A 13409-nucleotide genomic window follows, 5' to 3' on the forward strand; every position below is an offset into this window, starting at 1 on the left:
TATTGGAAAAGCGCTGGCAGTCATTTTTTCTTGAACTTTTGACCCACGCCACACCGCGCTGACCCTCAGCGCCCCACCATATTGCCCGGCACCACCCACTGGTCGAACTGCTCGCCCGTCACATGGCCCGAGGCCACGGCCGCTTCGCGCAGGCTGGTGCCTTCCTTGTGGGCCTTCTTGGCGATGAAAGCGGCCTTGTCGTAGCCGATGTGGGTGTTGAGCGCGGTCACCAGCATCAGCGAGCGATCCACCAGTTCGGTGATGCGCTCGCGGTTGGGCTCGATACCCACGGCGCACTGGTCGTTGAAGCTCACCATGCCGTCGGCCAGCAGGCGCACGCTCTGCAGAAAGTTGTGGGCCACCATGGGGCGGAACACGTTGAGCTCGAAGTTGCCCGAGGCGCCGCCGAAGTTGATGGCCACGTCGTTGCCGAACACCTGGGCGGCCAGCATCGTCACCGCCTCGCTCTGGGTGGGATTGACCTTGCCGGGCATGATCGAGGAGCCGGGTTCGTTCTCGGGGATGCTGAGTTCACCAATGCCGCTGCGCGGGCCGCTGGCGAGCCAGCGCACGTCGTTGGCGATCTTCATCATGCTGGCGGCGAGGGTTTTGAGCGCGCCGTGCGCATGCACCAGCGCATCCACAGACGCCAGGGCTTCGAACTTGTTCGGCGCGGTGACGAAGGGCAGACCCGTGAGGCGCGCCAGCTCGGCGGCGGCCTGCTCAGCATAGCCCTTGGGCGCGTTCAGCCCCGTACCTACGGCGGTGCCGCCCAGCGCCAGCTCGTACAGGTGAGGCAGCGCCGCGCGCACATGGCGCTCGCCATGGTCGAGCTGGGCCACGTAGCCCGAGAACTCCTGGCCCAGCGTGAGCGGGGTGGCGTCCTGCAGATGGGTGCGGCCGATCTTGACGATGCCGTCGAAGTCCTGCGCCTTCTTCGCCAGCGTGGCGCGCAGCTTGGCAATGGCGGGCAGCAGGCGGTGCGTGAGGGCTTCCACGGCGGCCACGTGCATGGCGGTGGGGAACACGTCGTTGCTCGACTGGCTGCGGTTCACGTCGTCGTTGGGGTGCACCAGGCGACCTTCGCCGCGCTCGCCACCCAGGAGTTCGCTGGCGCGGTTGGCCAGCACTTCATTGACGTTCATGTTGGTCTGCGTGCCCGAGCCCGTCTGCCAGACCACCAGCGGAAACTCACCGGGATGTTTGCCAGCAATCACCTCGTCAGCAGCGGCCACGATGGCCTCGGTCTTCTGCGCGTCCTGCAGGCCCAGCGCCTGGTTGACAACGGCCGAGGCGCGCTTGACCTGGGCCAGCGCCTTGATGATCTCGCGCGGCTGCTGCTCGCCAGAGATGTCGAAGTTCTGCAGCGAGCGCTGCGTCTGCGCGCCCCAGAGTTTGTCGGCCGGGACTTCGATGGGGCCAAAGGTGTCGCGTTCGGTGCGGGTGGTCATGGACAGCGGTTCTCCAAGTGAAACAACAGGTGCGGCCTGGCAACGGGGTCGCGCCCGGCAGAATAATGCAAAAAATAACCATTCTCATTTAATACCCTGCACTGCTGGTGCGCAAGCATGCGCTCGTCAGTGTGTGGCAAGCCCCGCTGCAGAGCGCAAAAAGCGGTACCGCCATCACTGCCGGTGGGGGCTTCGCTTCGGCCCGCTGTGAGGTCTTGACAAGGCCCCACACCTTCTCGCGCTCAATCGTCGGCTTGTTCTTACACCGCACGGGCGCCAGCGGGCACACCATGGGGGTGCAGCAACTTTCCTCGCCGCAAATCCACGGAGACCACCATGGCCAAAAGCAGCCTGCTTGGCATCGATGCCGACAACCTTTCTCCCCTTCACAGCGCCAAGGGCAACGACAGCCTGGGTCCCAGCGATGCATCCGACTCGGGCAGCGACAGCACCGGGTTGTATGGCACCGACCCCGCCAATGACACCGACCGTTACGGAACCGGCGAACGCGCGAGCGTGGAGCCCGAACTGCAGCTGGAGTCGCGCGACATCCTGCCCGACCACCTGGAGTCGATGGACACCGACGACGACACGGCTGAAAACGGCGATGTGCGGGCGGGAGCCGACCAGTATCCGGCCGATGACCCGGCGGACGACCCGGAGCTGGATCTGGACTCCGGCGACGGTGCCGAAGCGTAAAAGCAAGCCGTGGCCTCCAGCCAGTCTGCCGTTGGGGCTAGCGAGCTTTGAGAGGCGGGCCAGACTGCGATAGCCGCGTTGTCCACAGGTAGTCTGCGCCAAGGCCGCGCCAGCGCCGTGTCAGCAGGTGGGTGGGATAATTGCGGGCTGCGTGCCCCGGCATGCGTTCGTTCCCGCCTCACGACAGAACCACGATGACCACCACAATCCAATACGACGACCTCGTCGAGTCCATTGCTGCCGCGCTGCAGTACATCAGCTACTACCACCCCACCGACTACATCGCCCACCTGGCCCGTGCCTATGAGCGCGAGAAGAGCCCGGCAGCCAAGGACGCGATCGCCCAGATCCTGACCAACAGCAAGATGAGCGCCACCGGCCAGCGCCCCATCTGCCAGGACACCGGCATCGTCAACGTGTTCCTGAAAGTGGGCATGGACGTGCGCTGGGATGGCTTCGATGCTGGCGTCGATGGCAAGGCCCGCAGCCTGGACGACGCCATCAATGAAGGCGTGCGCCGGGGCTACAACCACCCCGACAACACGCTGCGCGCCTCGGTCGTGGCCGATCCGCAGTTCGCCCGCAAGAACACCAAGGACAACACCCCTGCCGTGATCTTCACCGAGATCGTGCCCGGCAACACCGTCGACATCACCGTGGCGGCCAAGGGCGGCGGCTCGGAGAACAAGTCCAAGATGTACATGCTCAACCCCGGCGACAACGTGGTGGACTGGGTGCTCAAGACCGTGCCCACCATGGGCGCTGGCTGGTGCCCGCCCGGCATGCTGGGCATCGGCATTGGCGGTACGGCCGAAAAGGCCGTGCTCATGGCCAAGGAAAGCCTGATGGACGACCTGGACATGTATGAACTGCAGGCCAAGGCCGAAGCCGCCAAGACCGGCGGCCCCGCGCTCGACAAGGTCGAGGAGCTGCGCCTGGAGCTGTTTGAAAAGGTCAACGCGCTGGGCATTGGCGCCCAAGGCCTGGGCGGCCTGACCACGGTGCTGGACGTCAAGATCAAGATGTACCCCACGCACGCGGCCAGCAAGCCCATCGCCATGATCCCGAACTGCGCCGCCACACGCCACGCGCACTTTGTAATGGACGGCTCGGGCCCCGTGTACCTTACGCCCCCGAGCCTGGACCTGTGGCCCAACGTGAACTGGGCGCCCGACTACAACAAGAGCAAGAAGGTCAACCTCGACACGCTGACCAAGGAAGAAGTCGCCAGCTGGAAGCCCGGCGACACGCTGCTGCTCAACGGCAAGATGCTCACGGGCCGCGATGCTGCGCACAAGCGCATTCAGGACATGCTGGCCAAGGGCGAAAAGCTGCCCGTGGACTTCACCAACCGCGTCATCTACTACGTGGGCCCCGTGGACCCCGTCAAGGGCGAGGCCGTGGGCCCTGCCGGCCCCACCACCGCCACGCGCATGGATGGCTTCACCGAGATGATGCTGGCCCAGACCGGCCTGATCGCCATGGTGGGCAAGGCCGAGCGCGGCCCGGTCGCCATCGAGGCCATCAAGAAGCACCAAAGCGCCTACCTCATGGCTGTGGGCGGCGCCGCCTATCTGGTCTCCAAGGCCATCAAGGCCGCCAAGGTCGTGGGCTTTGAAGACCTGGGCATGGAAGCCATCTACGAATTTGACGTGGTGGACATGCCTGTGACCGTGGCCGTGGACGCCGGTGGCACCAGCGCCCACATCACCGGCCCGGCCGAATGGCAAAAGCGCATCGCCTCGGGCGAATTCAAGGGCATCGGGGTCGCTGCGGCCTGAGGCCCCACTCGGCGTTGCCCTGGCGGCAGACTCGACGCTGGTACCAGGGCAATCGCTCTCCCAACCGCCTTCGGGCGGTTTTTTCTTGAGGCTCGCCCACTCCGGCACGAAGGCTGCGTCTTTCCTACAATCCACGCTTTCCTCCAACTGCCAGAGCTTGGCTCCTCGATGCCGCAGGCCTCTTCTCCCATCGGTGTTTTTGACAGTGGCGTCGGTGGGCTGAGCGTGCTGCGCGCCCTGCTGGCCGCCATGCCCCACGAACGTTTCGTGTACCTGGCAGACAGCGCCAACGCCCCCTATGGCGAGCGCGGCGATGCCTTTGTGGCCGCCCGCACCCACGCCATCACCGAGTACCTGCGCGAGCAGCACCACATCAAGGCGCTGGTGGTAGCCTGCAATACCGCCACGGCAGCGGCCATCCACGAAGTGCGCAGCAGCCACCCGGAATTACCCCTCGTGGGCCTGGAGCCCGCCATCAAGCCCGCCCTCGCGGTGACAAAGACAGGCCACGTGGGCGTGATCGGCACCCGGGGCACGCTGACCAGTGCGAAGTTCGGCAAGCTCATGGCCTCGCTGGCTGACCAGGCGCATTTTGTGGTGCAACCCTGTGACGGCCTGGCCCATGCCATCGAGCGCAGCGTGGCGCTGCCAGTGGCCGACCAAGGCAGCCCCGTCCATGCCACGGAGACCGGGGCGCTGTGCGCGCGTTATGTCCAAGCCATGGGTAGTTTTGGCACCGCCCCGGGGCAGATGGACACGCTGGTTCTGGGCTGCACGCACTACATCTTTGTGGCGCACGAGCTGCGCGCACTGGTCGGGCCGGGCGTGCAGTTCATCGAGACGGGTGAGCCCGTCGCCCGCCAGACGCGGCGCTTGCTGGAGACTGCGGGGCTAAAGGCCGCGCCCGATGGTGCCGTGGCCACGGATGCACCACGCACCCGCCTGTTGACCACCGGGCCGGTGGCCATGCTTCAGGCGGCTGCAGAGCGCTGGCTGGGTTTGCCGGCAGACTGCTGTGAAACGGTGTCTGTGCCTTGACCAACCGCTGTGTTAGGGCCTGGCGCTTTGCCAGCAAGCGCAAATTGCAAAATGCCATCAACAAAGTGGCGTTCAACTTTTCTTCTACCCAGAACTAGTTTCTGCAGCAGCGCTCCACAGCCGCTCACCCGCATGCTCCACATGGGTGAGGTACAGGCGCAGGTCGAACTCGTATTGGTGGTACTGCGGCTCCATGTGGGTACACAGTTGGTAAAAAGCCTTGCCGTGGTCCTTCTCACGCAGGTGGGCCAGCTCGTGGACCACAATCATGCGCAGAAACTCGTCGGGTGCCTGTTTGAACATCGACGCAATGCGGATCTCATGCTTGGCCGCCAGCCGGTTGCCCTGCACGCGCGAGACCGCCGTGTGCAACCCCAAGGCATGGCGCACCACGTGGATCTTGTTGTCAAAAAGGACCTTGTTGACCGTCCCCGCATTGCGCAGGTACCGCGCCTTGAGTTCCTGCGCGTAGTCATACAGCGCCTTGTCGCTGCGCACCGCATGGGCCTGGGGATACTTGCGCTGCAACATGACCCCCAGCCGCCCCTGCGCAAGCAGATCACGCGCCTGGTCCTGCAAAGACACCGGATAGGAACGCAGATACGGTAGATCAGAGGTCATGGAAAGCACGACAGTTCGAAGAGATCACAGAACTGCGCAGGACCGCATTGAATACAACGCACACAGGCACAAGTCATTGCCACAGCCTGTCGATCAACTTTTGCCACCAGCACATGCAAGGCAACCCCACACGGGGACACCACTGTGAGGTTGAATGAAAGAATCAGTGCAGGTGGCGCGGACGGCGACCACCACCGCCACCATGACCACTGCCGGAGCCGCCCCCACCAGGGCCACGCGGCGGTTTTCCGATCTCCAGCGAGTTCACCAGTGCATCAAAGCGCTGGCTGAACAGCTTGTCGATCTCGGCCACCACGCCGCCCAGTTCGGCACCATCAAAGTGGCGCTCCATCATGTTGACAACGTCCTGCACCAGCAAATCACGCTGCACCTGCATGATGGCGGCGGGCGTGGGGCCGACAAACAGCATGACGAAATCGTCGCGCGACTCCGCACCCTGCTCTTCCTCGTCTTCGTCGAAATCTGCGTCGTAGAACGTGACTTCGATGGCAGCACCTTGCTCGGCAAGCTCATTGAGGCTCATGCACATTTCGTCCAGAACTTGGCGAAAGTCTTCATCCCCCCGCACCGTCCAGCACATCTGCAGCAAGTGTTCCTGCGCGTCGTATTTGATGCCGGGCTCTTCTTCGTAGGCGCTGGCTGCGCCATCAGCCAGCGAGCGGGCTCCGGCGTACTTCCACAGGGGTTTGAGCGCCTCCTGGAGTTGGTCAAAGCTCGCATCAGCGCGCAGCTGGACTTGTCCGTGGACGTGGATTTCGAAGGGAGCGTTGTAACTTGACATGATTGAATCGTAGTGGTGCCCCGAGCCGGGGTCGGAAAGCCGCATGTTTGTTGACTTGCGGGCCGACATTGGGGGGAAATTGGGGGGACCGTTTTCTGTGTGCGCAACCTCTCTGCGCCACGATACCCGCATTTTCTCACGGCTCCAACTGATCAATACTGAGAGAAGAGGCCCACTAGACAGGCACTCCATGAAACAAGTCCATTGCTGTCACGCTCAGCAGGCTGCCCGCCTGATCGAATGTGCCGGTCTGCCGCCCGCTTAAGTCAGGCTTGTGCAGTGCAGCGCCTGAGATCGCCAGGACCCTAAATCCCACGGTCCGCAGCCAATTTCCACAACGCTGGCTCATCCGCCGCTGCCTCCCGGCCCTCAGGGGTCAGATCTATGACGAGCCCCCAGTCCTCTCCCTCGCCACTTGAGACATAGGTATCAGCAGTGAGAAGGCCGCGCTCCCGCAACTCGTGGATTTGCCAGATGGCCTCCAGGTCAGAAGCGAACGCGGGCAACGACATGCTCGCCAGCGCGCGCAGCAACGCGAACGCATCGGCCGCATGCTCAAAAGTTGCATTGCCCCGAGCCTTCTTCGCCACCCTGCGCAGCTCGGACGCTTTCATGCTGGCCCCGCGTTGAACAACTCGACAGGCGCCAGCCTGAGCAGGGCCTGGGCCTCGGCTTGGTTGCCAGCCAGCCACTGGTCATAGTCCCCAGGCTCGATGGGGATGACGCTGCGCTTGTCCTGCTGGTCAGCGGCCAGCTTTGGATCTGGCTTGTGCATCCTGTTCATGAGCGGATGCGCGTCAGCGTTGATGGTCAGCATGGTGTAGCTCTCGTGCACCTCGCCCGTGGCCTTGTCCGTCCACGTGTTCCACAAGCCCGCCAGTCCCCAGGGGCGGGCATCAGCGCGGCGGAAGCGCCACCACACGTTTTTGCCACTCTCCCAATTGGGTTCATCGAAGTCTGCGGCCGGGATGATGCAGCGCTGGCCACGCGCCCAGGGGTGCTTGTAGCTGGCCTTGTCCGCCAGCTCCTCGGAGCGCGCATTGTTGGTGGGGTATTTGAGCTTGGGCTCCTTTGCAAACCATGGGATCAGGCCCCACTGCCCCACCACAAGCTCCCGGCTGTAGCCAGCATCGTCCTTAGCCCGACGAATGAAGGGGCCTTGCCCGCGTGGAAACAGCTCAGCGTCCCACCAACGAACAGGGTTGCGGCTGCCGATGGCCCACTCGCGTTCCATCTCAGCCATTGCTGGCGGTGTGTAGCGGTTGCACATGGCACCACTGTACACCGATTTTCAAAAACACTGTATGCTTTCCCAGTGTTTTGCGAAGTCATCACCCTCCGAACTGCTGGCCTACGCCTGCGCCCCCACGAATGGCCCGAGCCAGCGCGGGGGCTGTTGCGGGTGTGCCACATGTCGTACGCCGACTGCTCTGCCAGACGCACGCTGCGCAGGGCTGAGCTGATGGGGGAGTGGGTGTCGCACCCCATCACCTCGATGCTGCTGTTTGACCCCGAGTTTGTGGATGTGGTGGGCGATGGCTTTCTGCTGCGCGGCTATGTGATCAGCACCCAGGAGGGGCGGCAGTACGAGCATCTGCAGCTGTGGCTGGTGCGGCCCCTGAGTGGCCCCGAGGCACCCGCCCTGCCTCGGTTTGATGCACGCAAATGGATGAAGAAACTGCCGGTGGAAGAACGCACGGGCAACGAACCCTCAGTGAGTGAGCAATGGCACAAGACCCACGTGAAAGCCTGATCCCGTACCCCACGCTGCTGCGTTACCCGACGTGGTACGGCGGCATGCCCGATGAAATGGTGTTGCCGCTAGAGCCCACGGCCTACCGGGTTGACCAGATCGATGGCGACCGATGGACGGTGACCGTCAAGCACACGGGCGAGGTGCTGTACCGGGGGATTGGGCCGGTGGAGGTCATCGAGTCACCGGCGCCTTTTTGAGTGAAACAGGCATCCCATCCGTCACCATCAAGAAGGCGCACCTGAACTTCATCATCGGAATCAAAAACACCAACCGTTTTTTTCCTGTGCGTTTGCACAAGACCGCGAAAGCCACGTCGGCGGCTCTTCGCAAGCAAAACCGTCTGGGAAGCCTCATCAGCGCGCAGTTTCAAGGATGACACCATTGCTGCAAGCGCCCTCCAAGGCAGTCGGGTACGCGCCGCACCACTGCCGGGCACCTATTGAGAACTCATACCGGCGGTACACTACCGGTAGTGTCTTGAATGCATATAACACACCATATATAGTGCGCACATTAGCAGTTTACGCCGTAACGCAGGCTGCTCATTAAGGAAGGAGGCGCCCATGGCGGCACCCATAACGAAAAAAACCCCCAGTTATGAGCTGGAGGCTTGATTCGGGTTCGAGGGAATCCCCCTAGCCATGTCTTTGGACGGACACCGACAGTTTACGGGCTGCGGAGGCACAGGACAAGATTCCCAAGATGTAAAAACACATTTTTAGGGACTTAACCATGCCAACCTGCATGTACCCCAAGAGTGTGCACGTGAATCCATACGTTCGTTTTCGGCTTGGCCGGGTCGAACACGTATGCGAGCACTGTCGCGCACTCCCAGGTCAAGACCACCTGATCTGAGCATCAAAGCGTCTAAGCCGCCCCTCGGGGCGGCTTTTTTGTTAGAACAGCTGAACCGGCTCCGCCTCACGGTCCCAGCTGTAGATGATCAGCTCGGTGCGATCAGCACCCTTGCCGCCACCGGCCACCTGGTAGGTGATGGGCACCGTGTCCATCTGGAAGCCCGCGAAGCACTCGCGGATGGCCGGGTGGTCGTTGATGCTGAGCACCGCCTTGCCCTTGATCTCGCGCATCAGGCGCGCCATGTCTTCGTACTGGCTCCACTCAAACGGAACGCCGTAGCCCTCGGTTTCCCAGTAAGGCGGGTCCATGTAAAACAGGGTGTGTGCGCGGTCGTAGCGCTTGATGCAGTCTTGCCAGTCCAGCCGCTCGATGTAGGCCCCGTGCAGCCGCATATGGGCCGCGCTCAGGTCTTCCTCCAGGCGCAGCAGGTTGACGGTGGGCGCCGGGGTGGTAGTGGCCGTGCCCCAGGTCTGGCCCTGCACGCGGCCACCAAAGGCCTGGTGCTGCAGGTAGTAAAACCGCGCCGCCCGCTCGATATCGGTCAAGGTCTCGGGGCGGGTGATCTGCAGCCACTTGAACACCTCGCGGCTGCTCAGCGCCCATTTGAACTGGCGCACGAACTCCTCAAGGTGCCGCTGCACCACGCGGTAGAGGTTGACCAGCTCGCCATTGACGTCGTTGATGACCTCGCATTCGGCAGGCTGGCGCAAAAAGTACAGGGCGGCGCCGCCTGCAAAGACCTCCACGTAGCAAGAGTGCGCAGGGAAGCGCGGGATGATGATGTCGGCCAGGCGTCGTTTGCCCCCGATCCACGGGATGATGGGTGTTGCCATGATGGGCTCCAGGGTATTGATACACTGCCCCGGCCTGTACAGGTGGGCGGGGCCTTGGCTGGGCTCACTGGCGTGTTCAGTGGTCTTGGTGGCCGTCCGGGTGTTCGTAGCACCCAGGCGGTCGCCTCGTTCTTTTTTGTTCAGTCGATGCGCGGCGGGGGCGCATCATCGTCGCGGGGGGCTGCGGATCGGGAGGCGCGCTCCTCTATCTCACGCTGCCGCTCGCGCAGCTCGTGCTGCAGGCGCTGCTGCTTGCGGCGCCCGGCCTTTCGGCCCCGGGGGGCCGAGGTGGCTGGTGCGCTCATTCGCTCACGGGTGATGCCGCTGCTGCGCACTGGCCCCCAGCGGCGGGCACATAGCAAAAGGCGCCCAGCTTGAAACTGGAACAGCCAGACAGCGTGGCAACGGCTGCAAGCGCGAGGATGAGGGCGATCTTGGTGCGGTTCATGGTGCTTCTCCTTGGTTGTAGAGGGGTGGTTGCGAGGTGACGTCTTCGTAGTACGCACCGCCGCCGATGCGTACGCCGAGCCACATAAAGAAGCGCGGCAGAAAGGACACCTCGTTTTTCATTGCGGCGTTAAACACGGCATCGGCCCACTTGCGCGGCCGGTGCTGTGAATACAGGTAGTCGTGCAAGATGGCGCTGCGCCGGGCACGGTTGGCGAACAACAGGTACGCGCCGGGCAAGCGGGGAACGCTGGCCAGGTCGGTGGTGAACCCACGGGGCACCGTGACGATTTCGGCGGGCTTGCCGTCTTCCTCGATGCGCACCGTGAAGTTGTCCACCAGCTCCCATTCGTTGCTGTTGCCCAGGGGCTTGAGCAAGGGGTCGATCAGGAAGGTGACGGTAATCACAGGCCCATCTCCCGACGCACAGCGCGCCACCGCCGCAAGCGGTCTTCGTACCCATTCAGGCCGCCATTGACCTTGCGCGTGACGGCCTTGAAGTCGTCGGCATCGGCCAGCGGGTTGATGCTGCGGGAATCCCAGTAGTCCCCCGCGCACAGCGCTGCCCATGGCTCGTGGGCGAGCAGCTCGGGGGATTCCTCGAAGTCCGGCACGTGCGCACCCAGCCGCTTGCGCAAGCGGTCGCGCATCTGCGCATGGTTGCTGCGGCCAGTGATCTGAATCAGGCCATGCCCCCGGTACCGGAGGCCATCGCCAGGGTTCACGTTGCCCAAGTCGGCGCGGCCTTCGTACCGCCGCTGCGCGTCCGTTGGTCCCCAGATCTCGGTGGTGTAGAGCAGGCCCTCCGACTCGTGGCCGATCTGTGCCAGGAACGCGCAGATGCGTTTGGGTGTGCTGATGTCGTACGCCTGGCACGTGGCCCGCAAGGGCTCCAGCCATCGCTGCGCGCGGGCGGGTGATGCGCCGATAGCGCGCAGCGCCTCGACGGTGATGAGGTGCATGGGGAACTCCTTTCAAGGTTGCAGAAACAGCAACGCCCGCCGGTGTTGCCACTCGGCGGGCGTTGCAGGGATGTGTGTTGACTAGACTTCGATGGTCACCAGCGTCAGGTTGGGTGCTTCGGCCTCGATCACCCCATCGCGCACGTACACCTTCTGGCCTACGGTGGCCTCGCCCCGCACTGTCAACTTGCCGCCACCCGGCAGCTCAACAATTGCGGTGCCCCCAGTGACAACCAACACTTCGCCCCACTGCAGTGGCGCGTCGGGGAAGATCTCTTTAAAAACTCGGTACGGGTTTGTCATGGGTTGCCTCACGCAGGATGGGTTTCAACCGAGAGCACCTGGCGCAGCGTGGGCCGCGAAAACTCCAGGGAGGTGGATCGCACGTAGCCGAGGTGCGTGGTGCTGCCGTCCACATAGCGCACCAGGGCACCTGGCTTGATGACCCCAGTGCTCGCCAGCACAGGCAACCGCAGACTGATTTGCGCCTGGCTACCCGCATCGCTCAGCACGGCCCGGCCGCGCTGGCGGGCTGCATCTGCGTGGGTGATCAGCGGGTGGGTCACCATCGGCGCAACCACCCCACCGGATGTGCCGGCACGCGTGACTTGCCCCAGCACACCAGCGCTGGTGCCACTGACAAAAACACGGTTGTAAGGGGCCTTCCTTCGCCACTCGATGCCCTCGACACTGACCGCATCGCTGGGCAGCTCGAAGTTGGGCGTTAGCCCTGCCCAGTCCCACGGCGCGGAGGGGTATCGCGGGAGCACGCGCAGGGTTTGAGCTGTGTCGTGCGGCTGCAGGTAGGCCCCGGCCGCGTCAGCAATGTCGAGCAGCGCGCTGATATAGCTGCCCTGGTGGCTCCACACATTGCCCGGCACCAGCCAGTCGGTCAGGCCCCATTCCACATCCCACCCGATGCTGACGCCATTGACGGTGAGCACATCGGCCATGAGCTGCTGCGCGGTGCGGTTGGCAGTGTTACCGTGGTTGCGCACAGGTGCGTAGGGCGCATCAAGAATGGCCGCCCTGCCCCGCCCCTTGACGTTGACGCGCGCCCGGCCAAAAGAGCGCTCACGCGTGACGCTTTCTGCGGCAAGGCGGTATGGCACGCCGTTGATGGTAGCCAGCACGTCCACCGGATCTCCGCTGCTATCGGGCATCACAAGATCAAGCGCGTGGCCCGGCAAGGATGCGGACCACTGCCAGGTCCACGAATCCACATCGATGCTCATGCTGAAGCTGTCGGCGGGAATATCCACAGCGCCCTCAACGCGCATGAGGGTGATGTTGTTGATGGTCATGTAGACCCTCCGTACTGGAACGACCACCGTGCCCGGATCAGGCGGCGATGTGTGCCGTTCACAAACAAAAACCAGGGGCATGCCCGCGCCGCCCACCTCAGAGAACACAAGCCGCACGGGCAGTTCAGGCACATAGCAAGGGTCTGGCGCTGGCGGGTCCACCGGGCGCACCCAGCGGCCAACGGGGACGCGCCGGGCCTCCTGATAGCGGCTCAGCAGCTCGGCGCGCAGGGGGGCCGCATCGGTGGACATCTCGGCAAACCCAGCCGACAGGCCGATGGCCTCTTGATACGCCGATGTCACCCAGGCGCGCCGGTCGCGCAGCGCCTGCTCAAACGCTGCAGCCACCGGCCAGTTGCCCACGCGCTGCGCGTCCTGATACCGGGATGCCACGGCCCTGCGCAGGCGGGCCGCCTCTTGCCAAGCGGCCAGCAGCGGCCAGGCACCCACGGCAACAGCCTGCTGGAACACCACCACGGCCCCCGGCCGCACGGTGCGATCAGCATCGATCCAGGCGCCTGAGAGCCCGCGCTGCAGGCGCTGCCCGTCCTGCCAGTGCGAATGCCGCTGTACGCGCAGGGGCGCGGCACTCTGCCAGGTAGACATAAAGTCCCGCTGCAGCGGCTTGGCGTCCTGCCACGAGCTGCCCACAATCCCCTCGACCAGGCGGGGCGTGTTGCTGTCGTACTGCACATTGACCGCGCCACGCAGGCGGGTGACCCGGGCCACGAGCGAGACGGTGCTGTTAACTGGTGGCTCGGGCGTTCCTTCGGTCTCGCCAAACACAACGCGCACCGGCAGCTCATCGGGCAGCGGTGCCTGGGTAAAGACGAGGCGATTGACTGTCATGGTGCGGT

General features: G+C 63.9%; 18 protein-coding genes. 6 read left to right on the forward strand and 12 right to left on the reverse strand.

Annotated features, from left to right (window positions below; translation table 11 throughout):
* Positions 1 to 65: 65 nt before the first annotated feature.
* Entirely contained in the window at positions 66 to 1451 is a 1386-nt protein-coding gene (gene fumC / locus ACQ4MJ_RS11875; RefSeq protein ID WP_218299394.1) for a class II fumarate hydratase, read from the reverse strand.
* A 336-nt stretch (positions 1452 to 1787) separates the two neighbouring features.
* Between fumC and ACQ4MJ_RS11880 the strand changes: the two genes are divergently transcribed.
* The 3 genes from ACQ4MJ_RS11880 (at position 1788) to murI (ending at position 4969) form a co-directional block, all read left to right on the forward strand.
* Positions 1788 to 2150: a hypothetical protein gene (locus ACQ4MJ_RS11880; protein ID WP_431152556.1), complete on the forward strand. Its 363-nt coding sequence runs from the start codon at positions 1788 to 1790 to the stop codon at positions 2148 to 2150.
* 194 nt (positions 2151 to 2344) lie between these two features.
* Positions 2345 to 3931, forward strand: a complete 1587-nt coding sequence (locus ACQ4MJ_RS11885) for a fumarate hydratase (protein ID WP_431152555.1) — start codon at positions 2345 to 2347, stop codon at positions 3929 to 3931.
* 168 nt (positions 3932 to 4099) lie between these two features.
* Complete coding sequence (murI, locus tag ACQ4MJ_RS11890; RefSeq protein WP_055399529.1) at positions 4100 to 4969, forward strand: glutamate racemase; 870 nt, start codon at positions 4100 to 4102, stop codon at positions 4967 to 4969.
* Positions 4970 to 5053: 84 nt separating this feature from the next.
* Here the strand turns inward: murI and ACQ4MJ_RS11895 are convergent, their stop codons facing one another.
* The 4 genes from ACQ4MJ_RS11895 to ACQ4MJ_RS11910 form a co-directional block, all read right to left on the reverse strand.
* Positions 5054 to 5590 carry a M48 family metallopeptidase gene (locus ACQ4MJ_RS11895; RefSeq protein WP_426307411.1) on the reverse strand — a complete coding sequence of 179 codons (537 nt, stop codon included), beginning with the start codon at positions 5588 to 5590 and terminating at the stop codon, positions 5054 to 5056.
* 163 nt (positions 5591 to 5753) lie between these two features.
* On the reverse strand, positions 5754 to 6392 hold the full coding sequence (locus ACQ4MJ_RS11900; RefSeq protein ID WP_426307409.1) for a DUF6806 family protein: 639 nt from the start codon (positions 6390 to 6392) through the stop codon (positions 5754 to 5756).
* Between the two features lie 305 nt (positions 6393 to 6697).
* Positions 6698 to 7006, reverse strand: coding sequence for a hypothetical protein (locus tag ACQ4MJ_RS11905; protein ID WP_431152554.1), 309 nt, complete (start codon positions 7004 to 7006; stop codon positions 6698 to 6700).
* The gene (locus ACQ4MJ_RS11910) at positions 7003 to 7662 is read right to left on the reverse strand and encodes an SOS response-associated peptidase (RefSeq protein ID WP_431152553.1); all 660 of its coding nucleotides are present in this window, start codon (positions 7660 to 7662) and stop codon (positions 7003 to 7005) included. The genes ACQ4MJ_RS11905 and ACQ4MJ_RS11910 overlap by 4 nt, the downstream gene beginning before the upstream one ends.
* A 141-nt stretch (positions 7663 to 7803) precedes the next feature.
* Here ACQ4MJ_RS11910 and ACQ4MJ_RS11915 point away from each other — a divergent pair, with 141 nt between their 5' ends.
* Genes ACQ4MJ_RS11915 through ACQ4MJ_RS11925 form a run of 3 tightly spaced genes read left to right on the forward strand, consistent with a single transcriptional unit; the run spans position 7804 to position 8524 of the window.
* The gene (locus tag ACQ4MJ_RS11915) at positions 7804 to 8145 is read left to right on the forward strand and encodes a hypothetical protein (protein WP_431152552.1); all 342 of its coding nucleotides are present in this window, start codon (positions 7804 to 7806) and stop codon (positions 8143 to 8145) included.
* The gene (locus ACQ4MJ_RS11920; RefSeq protein WP_431152551.1) at positions 8118 to 8345 is read left to right on the forward strand and encodes a hypothetical protein; all 228 of its coding nucleotides are present in this window, start codon (positions 8118 to 8120) and stop codon (positions 8343 to 8345) included. The genes ACQ4MJ_RS11915 and ACQ4MJ_RS11920 overlap by 28 nt, the downstream gene beginning before the upstream one ends.
* Positions 8342 to 8524, forward strand: a complete 183-nt coding sequence (locus ACQ4MJ_RS11925) for a hypothetical protein (RefSeq protein ID WP_431152550.1) — start codon at positions 8342 to 8344, stop codon at positions 8522 to 8524. Before ACQ4MJ_RS11920 ends, ACQ4MJ_RS11925 begins: the two co-directional genes overlap by 4 nt.
* 520 nt (positions 8525 to 9044) lie before the next feature.
* Here the strand turns inward: ACQ4MJ_RS11925 and ACQ4MJ_RS11930 are convergent.
* The 7 genes from ACQ4MJ_RS11930 to ACQ4MJ_RS11960 all read right to left on the reverse strand — a co-directional run bounded on the left by ACQ4MJ_RS11930 (position 9045) and on the right by ACQ4MJ_RS11960 (position 13401).
* Positions 9045 to 9839, reverse strand: coding sequence for a DNA adenine methylase (locus ACQ4MJ_RS11930; RefSeq protein WP_431152549.1), 795 nt, complete (start codon positions 9837 to 9839; stop codon positions 9045 to 9047).
* 140 nt (positions 9840 to 9979) lie between these two features.
* Complete coding sequence (locus tag ACQ4MJ_RS11935) at positions 9980 to 10144, reverse strand: hypothetical protein (protein ID WP_431152548.1); 165 nt, start codon at positions 10142 to 10144, stop codon at positions 9980 to 9982.
* The gene (locus tag ACQ4MJ_RS11940; RefSeq protein WP_192429855.1) at positions 10141 to 10287 is read right to left on the reverse strand and encodes a hypothetical protein; all 147 of its coding nucleotides are present in this window, start codon (positions 10285 to 10287) and stop codon (positions 10141 to 10143) included. The genes ACQ4MJ_RS11935 and ACQ4MJ_RS11940 overlap by 4 nt, the downstream gene beginning before the upstream one ends.
* Entirely contained in the window at positions 10284 to 10694 is a 411-nt protein-coding gene (locus ACQ4MJ_RS11945) for a DUF1353 domain-containing protein (protein ID WP_192429854.1), read from the reverse strand. The genes ACQ4MJ_RS11940 and ACQ4MJ_RS11945 overlap by 4 nt, the downstream gene beginning before the upstream one ends.
* Positions 10691 to 11248 carry a glycoside hydrolase family 19 protein gene (locus tag ACQ4MJ_RS11950; protein ID WP_431152547.1) on the reverse strand — a complete coding sequence of 186 codons (558 nt, stop codon included), beginning with the start codon at positions 11246 to 11248 and terminating at the stop codon, positions 10691 to 10693. Before ACQ4MJ_RS11950 ends, ACQ4MJ_RS11945 begins: the two co-directional genes overlap by 4 nt.
* Before the next feature lie 81 nt (positions 11249 to 11329).
* Positions 11330 to 11551: a hypothetical protein gene (locus ACQ4MJ_RS11955; RefSeq protein ID WP_431152546.1), complete on the reverse strand. Its 222-nt coding sequence runs from the start codon at positions 11549 to 11551 to the stop codon at positions 11330 to 11332.
* 8 nt (positions 11552 to 11559) lie between these two features.
* Positions 11560 to 13401 carry a hypothetical protein gene (locus tag ACQ4MJ_RS11960; RefSeq protein ID WP_431152545.1) on the reverse strand — a complete coding sequence of 614 codons (1842 nt, stop codon included), beginning with the start codon at positions 13399 to 13401 and terminating at the stop codon, positions 11560 to 11562.
* Positions 13402 to 13409 lie beyond the last annotated feature (8 nt).

The organism is Acidovorax facilis (assembly GCF_050626955.1).
Classification (GTDB): Bacteria; Pseudomonadota; Gammaproteobacteria; order Burkholderiales; family Burkholderiaceae_C; genus Acidovorax; species Acidovorax facilis.

What these genes read in the sequence shown, in the direction of transcription:
- fumC (WP_218299394.1), bottom strand. Translation starts at nt 1,451, where the DNA reads ATGACCACCCGCACCGAACGCGACACCTTTGGCCCCATCGAAGTCCCG.
- ACQ4MJ_RS11880 (WP_431152556.1), top strand. Translation starts at nt 1,788, where the DNA reads ATGGCCAAAAGCAGCCTGCTTGGCATCGATGCCGACAACCTTTCTCCC.
- ACQ4MJ_RS11885 (WP_431152555.1), top strand. Translation starts at nt 2,345, where the DNA reads ATGACCACCACAATCCAATACGACGACCTCGTCGAGTCCATTGCTGCC.
- murI (WP_055399529.1), top strand. Translation starts at nt 4,100, where the DNA reads ATGCCGCAGGCCTCTTCTCCCATCGGTGTTTTTGACAGTGGCGTCGGT.
- ACQ4MJ_RS11895 (WP_426307411.1), bottom strand. Translation starts at nt 5,590, where the DNA reads ATGACCTCTGATCTACCGTATCTGCGTTCCTATCCGGTGTCTTTGCAG.
- ACQ4MJ_RS11900 (WP_426307409.1), bottom strand. Translation starts at nt 6,392, where the DNA reads ATGTCAAGTTACAACGCTCCCTTCGAAATCCACGTCCACGGACAAGTC.
- ACQ4MJ_RS11905 (WP_431152554.1), bottom strand. Translation starts at nt 7,006, where the DNA reads ATGAAAGCGTCCGAGCTGCGCAGGGTGGCGAAGAAGGCTCGGGGCAAT.
- ACQ4MJ_RS11910 (WP_431152553.1), bottom strand. Translation starts at nt 7,662, where the DNA reads ATGTGCAACCGCTACACACCGCCAGCAATGGCTGAGATGGAACGCGAG.
- ACQ4MJ_RS11915 (WP_431152552.1), top strand. Translation starts at nt 7,804, where the DNA reads ATGTCGTACGCCGACTGCTCTGCCAGACGCACGCTGCGCAGGGCTGAG.
- ACQ4MJ_RS11920 (WP_431152551.1), top strand. Translation starts at nt 8,118, where the DNA reads ATGGCACAAGACCCACGTGAAAGCCTGATCCCGTACCCCACGCTGCTG.
- ACQ4MJ_RS11930 (WP_431152549.1), bottom strand. Translation starts at nt 9,839, where the DNA reads ATGGCAACACCCATCATCCCGTGGATCGGGGGCAAACGACGCCTGGCC.
- ACQ4MJ_RS11935 (WP_431152548.1), bottom strand. Translation starts at nt 10,144, where the DNA reads ATGAGCGCACCAGCCACCTCGGCCCCCCGGGGCCGAAAGGCCGGGCGC.
- ACQ4MJ_RS11940 (WP_192429855.1), bottom strand. Translation starts at nt 10,287, where the DNA reads ATGAACCGCACCAAGATCGCCCTCATCCTCGCGCTTGCAGCCGTTGCC.
- ACQ4MJ_RS11950 (WP_431152547.1), bottom strand. Translation starts at nt 11,248, where the DNA reads ATGCACCTCATCACCGTCGAGGCGCTGCGCGCTATCGGCGCATCACCC.
- ACQ4MJ_RS11955 (WP_431152546.1), bottom strand. Translation starts at nt 11,551, where the DNA reads ATGACAAACCCGTACCGAGTTTTTAAAGAGATCTTCCCCGACGCGCCA.
- ACQ4MJ_RS11960 (WP_431152545.1), bottom strand. Translation starts at nt 13,401, where the DNA reads ATGACAGTCAATCGCCTCGTCTTTACCCAGGCACCGCTGCCCGATGAG.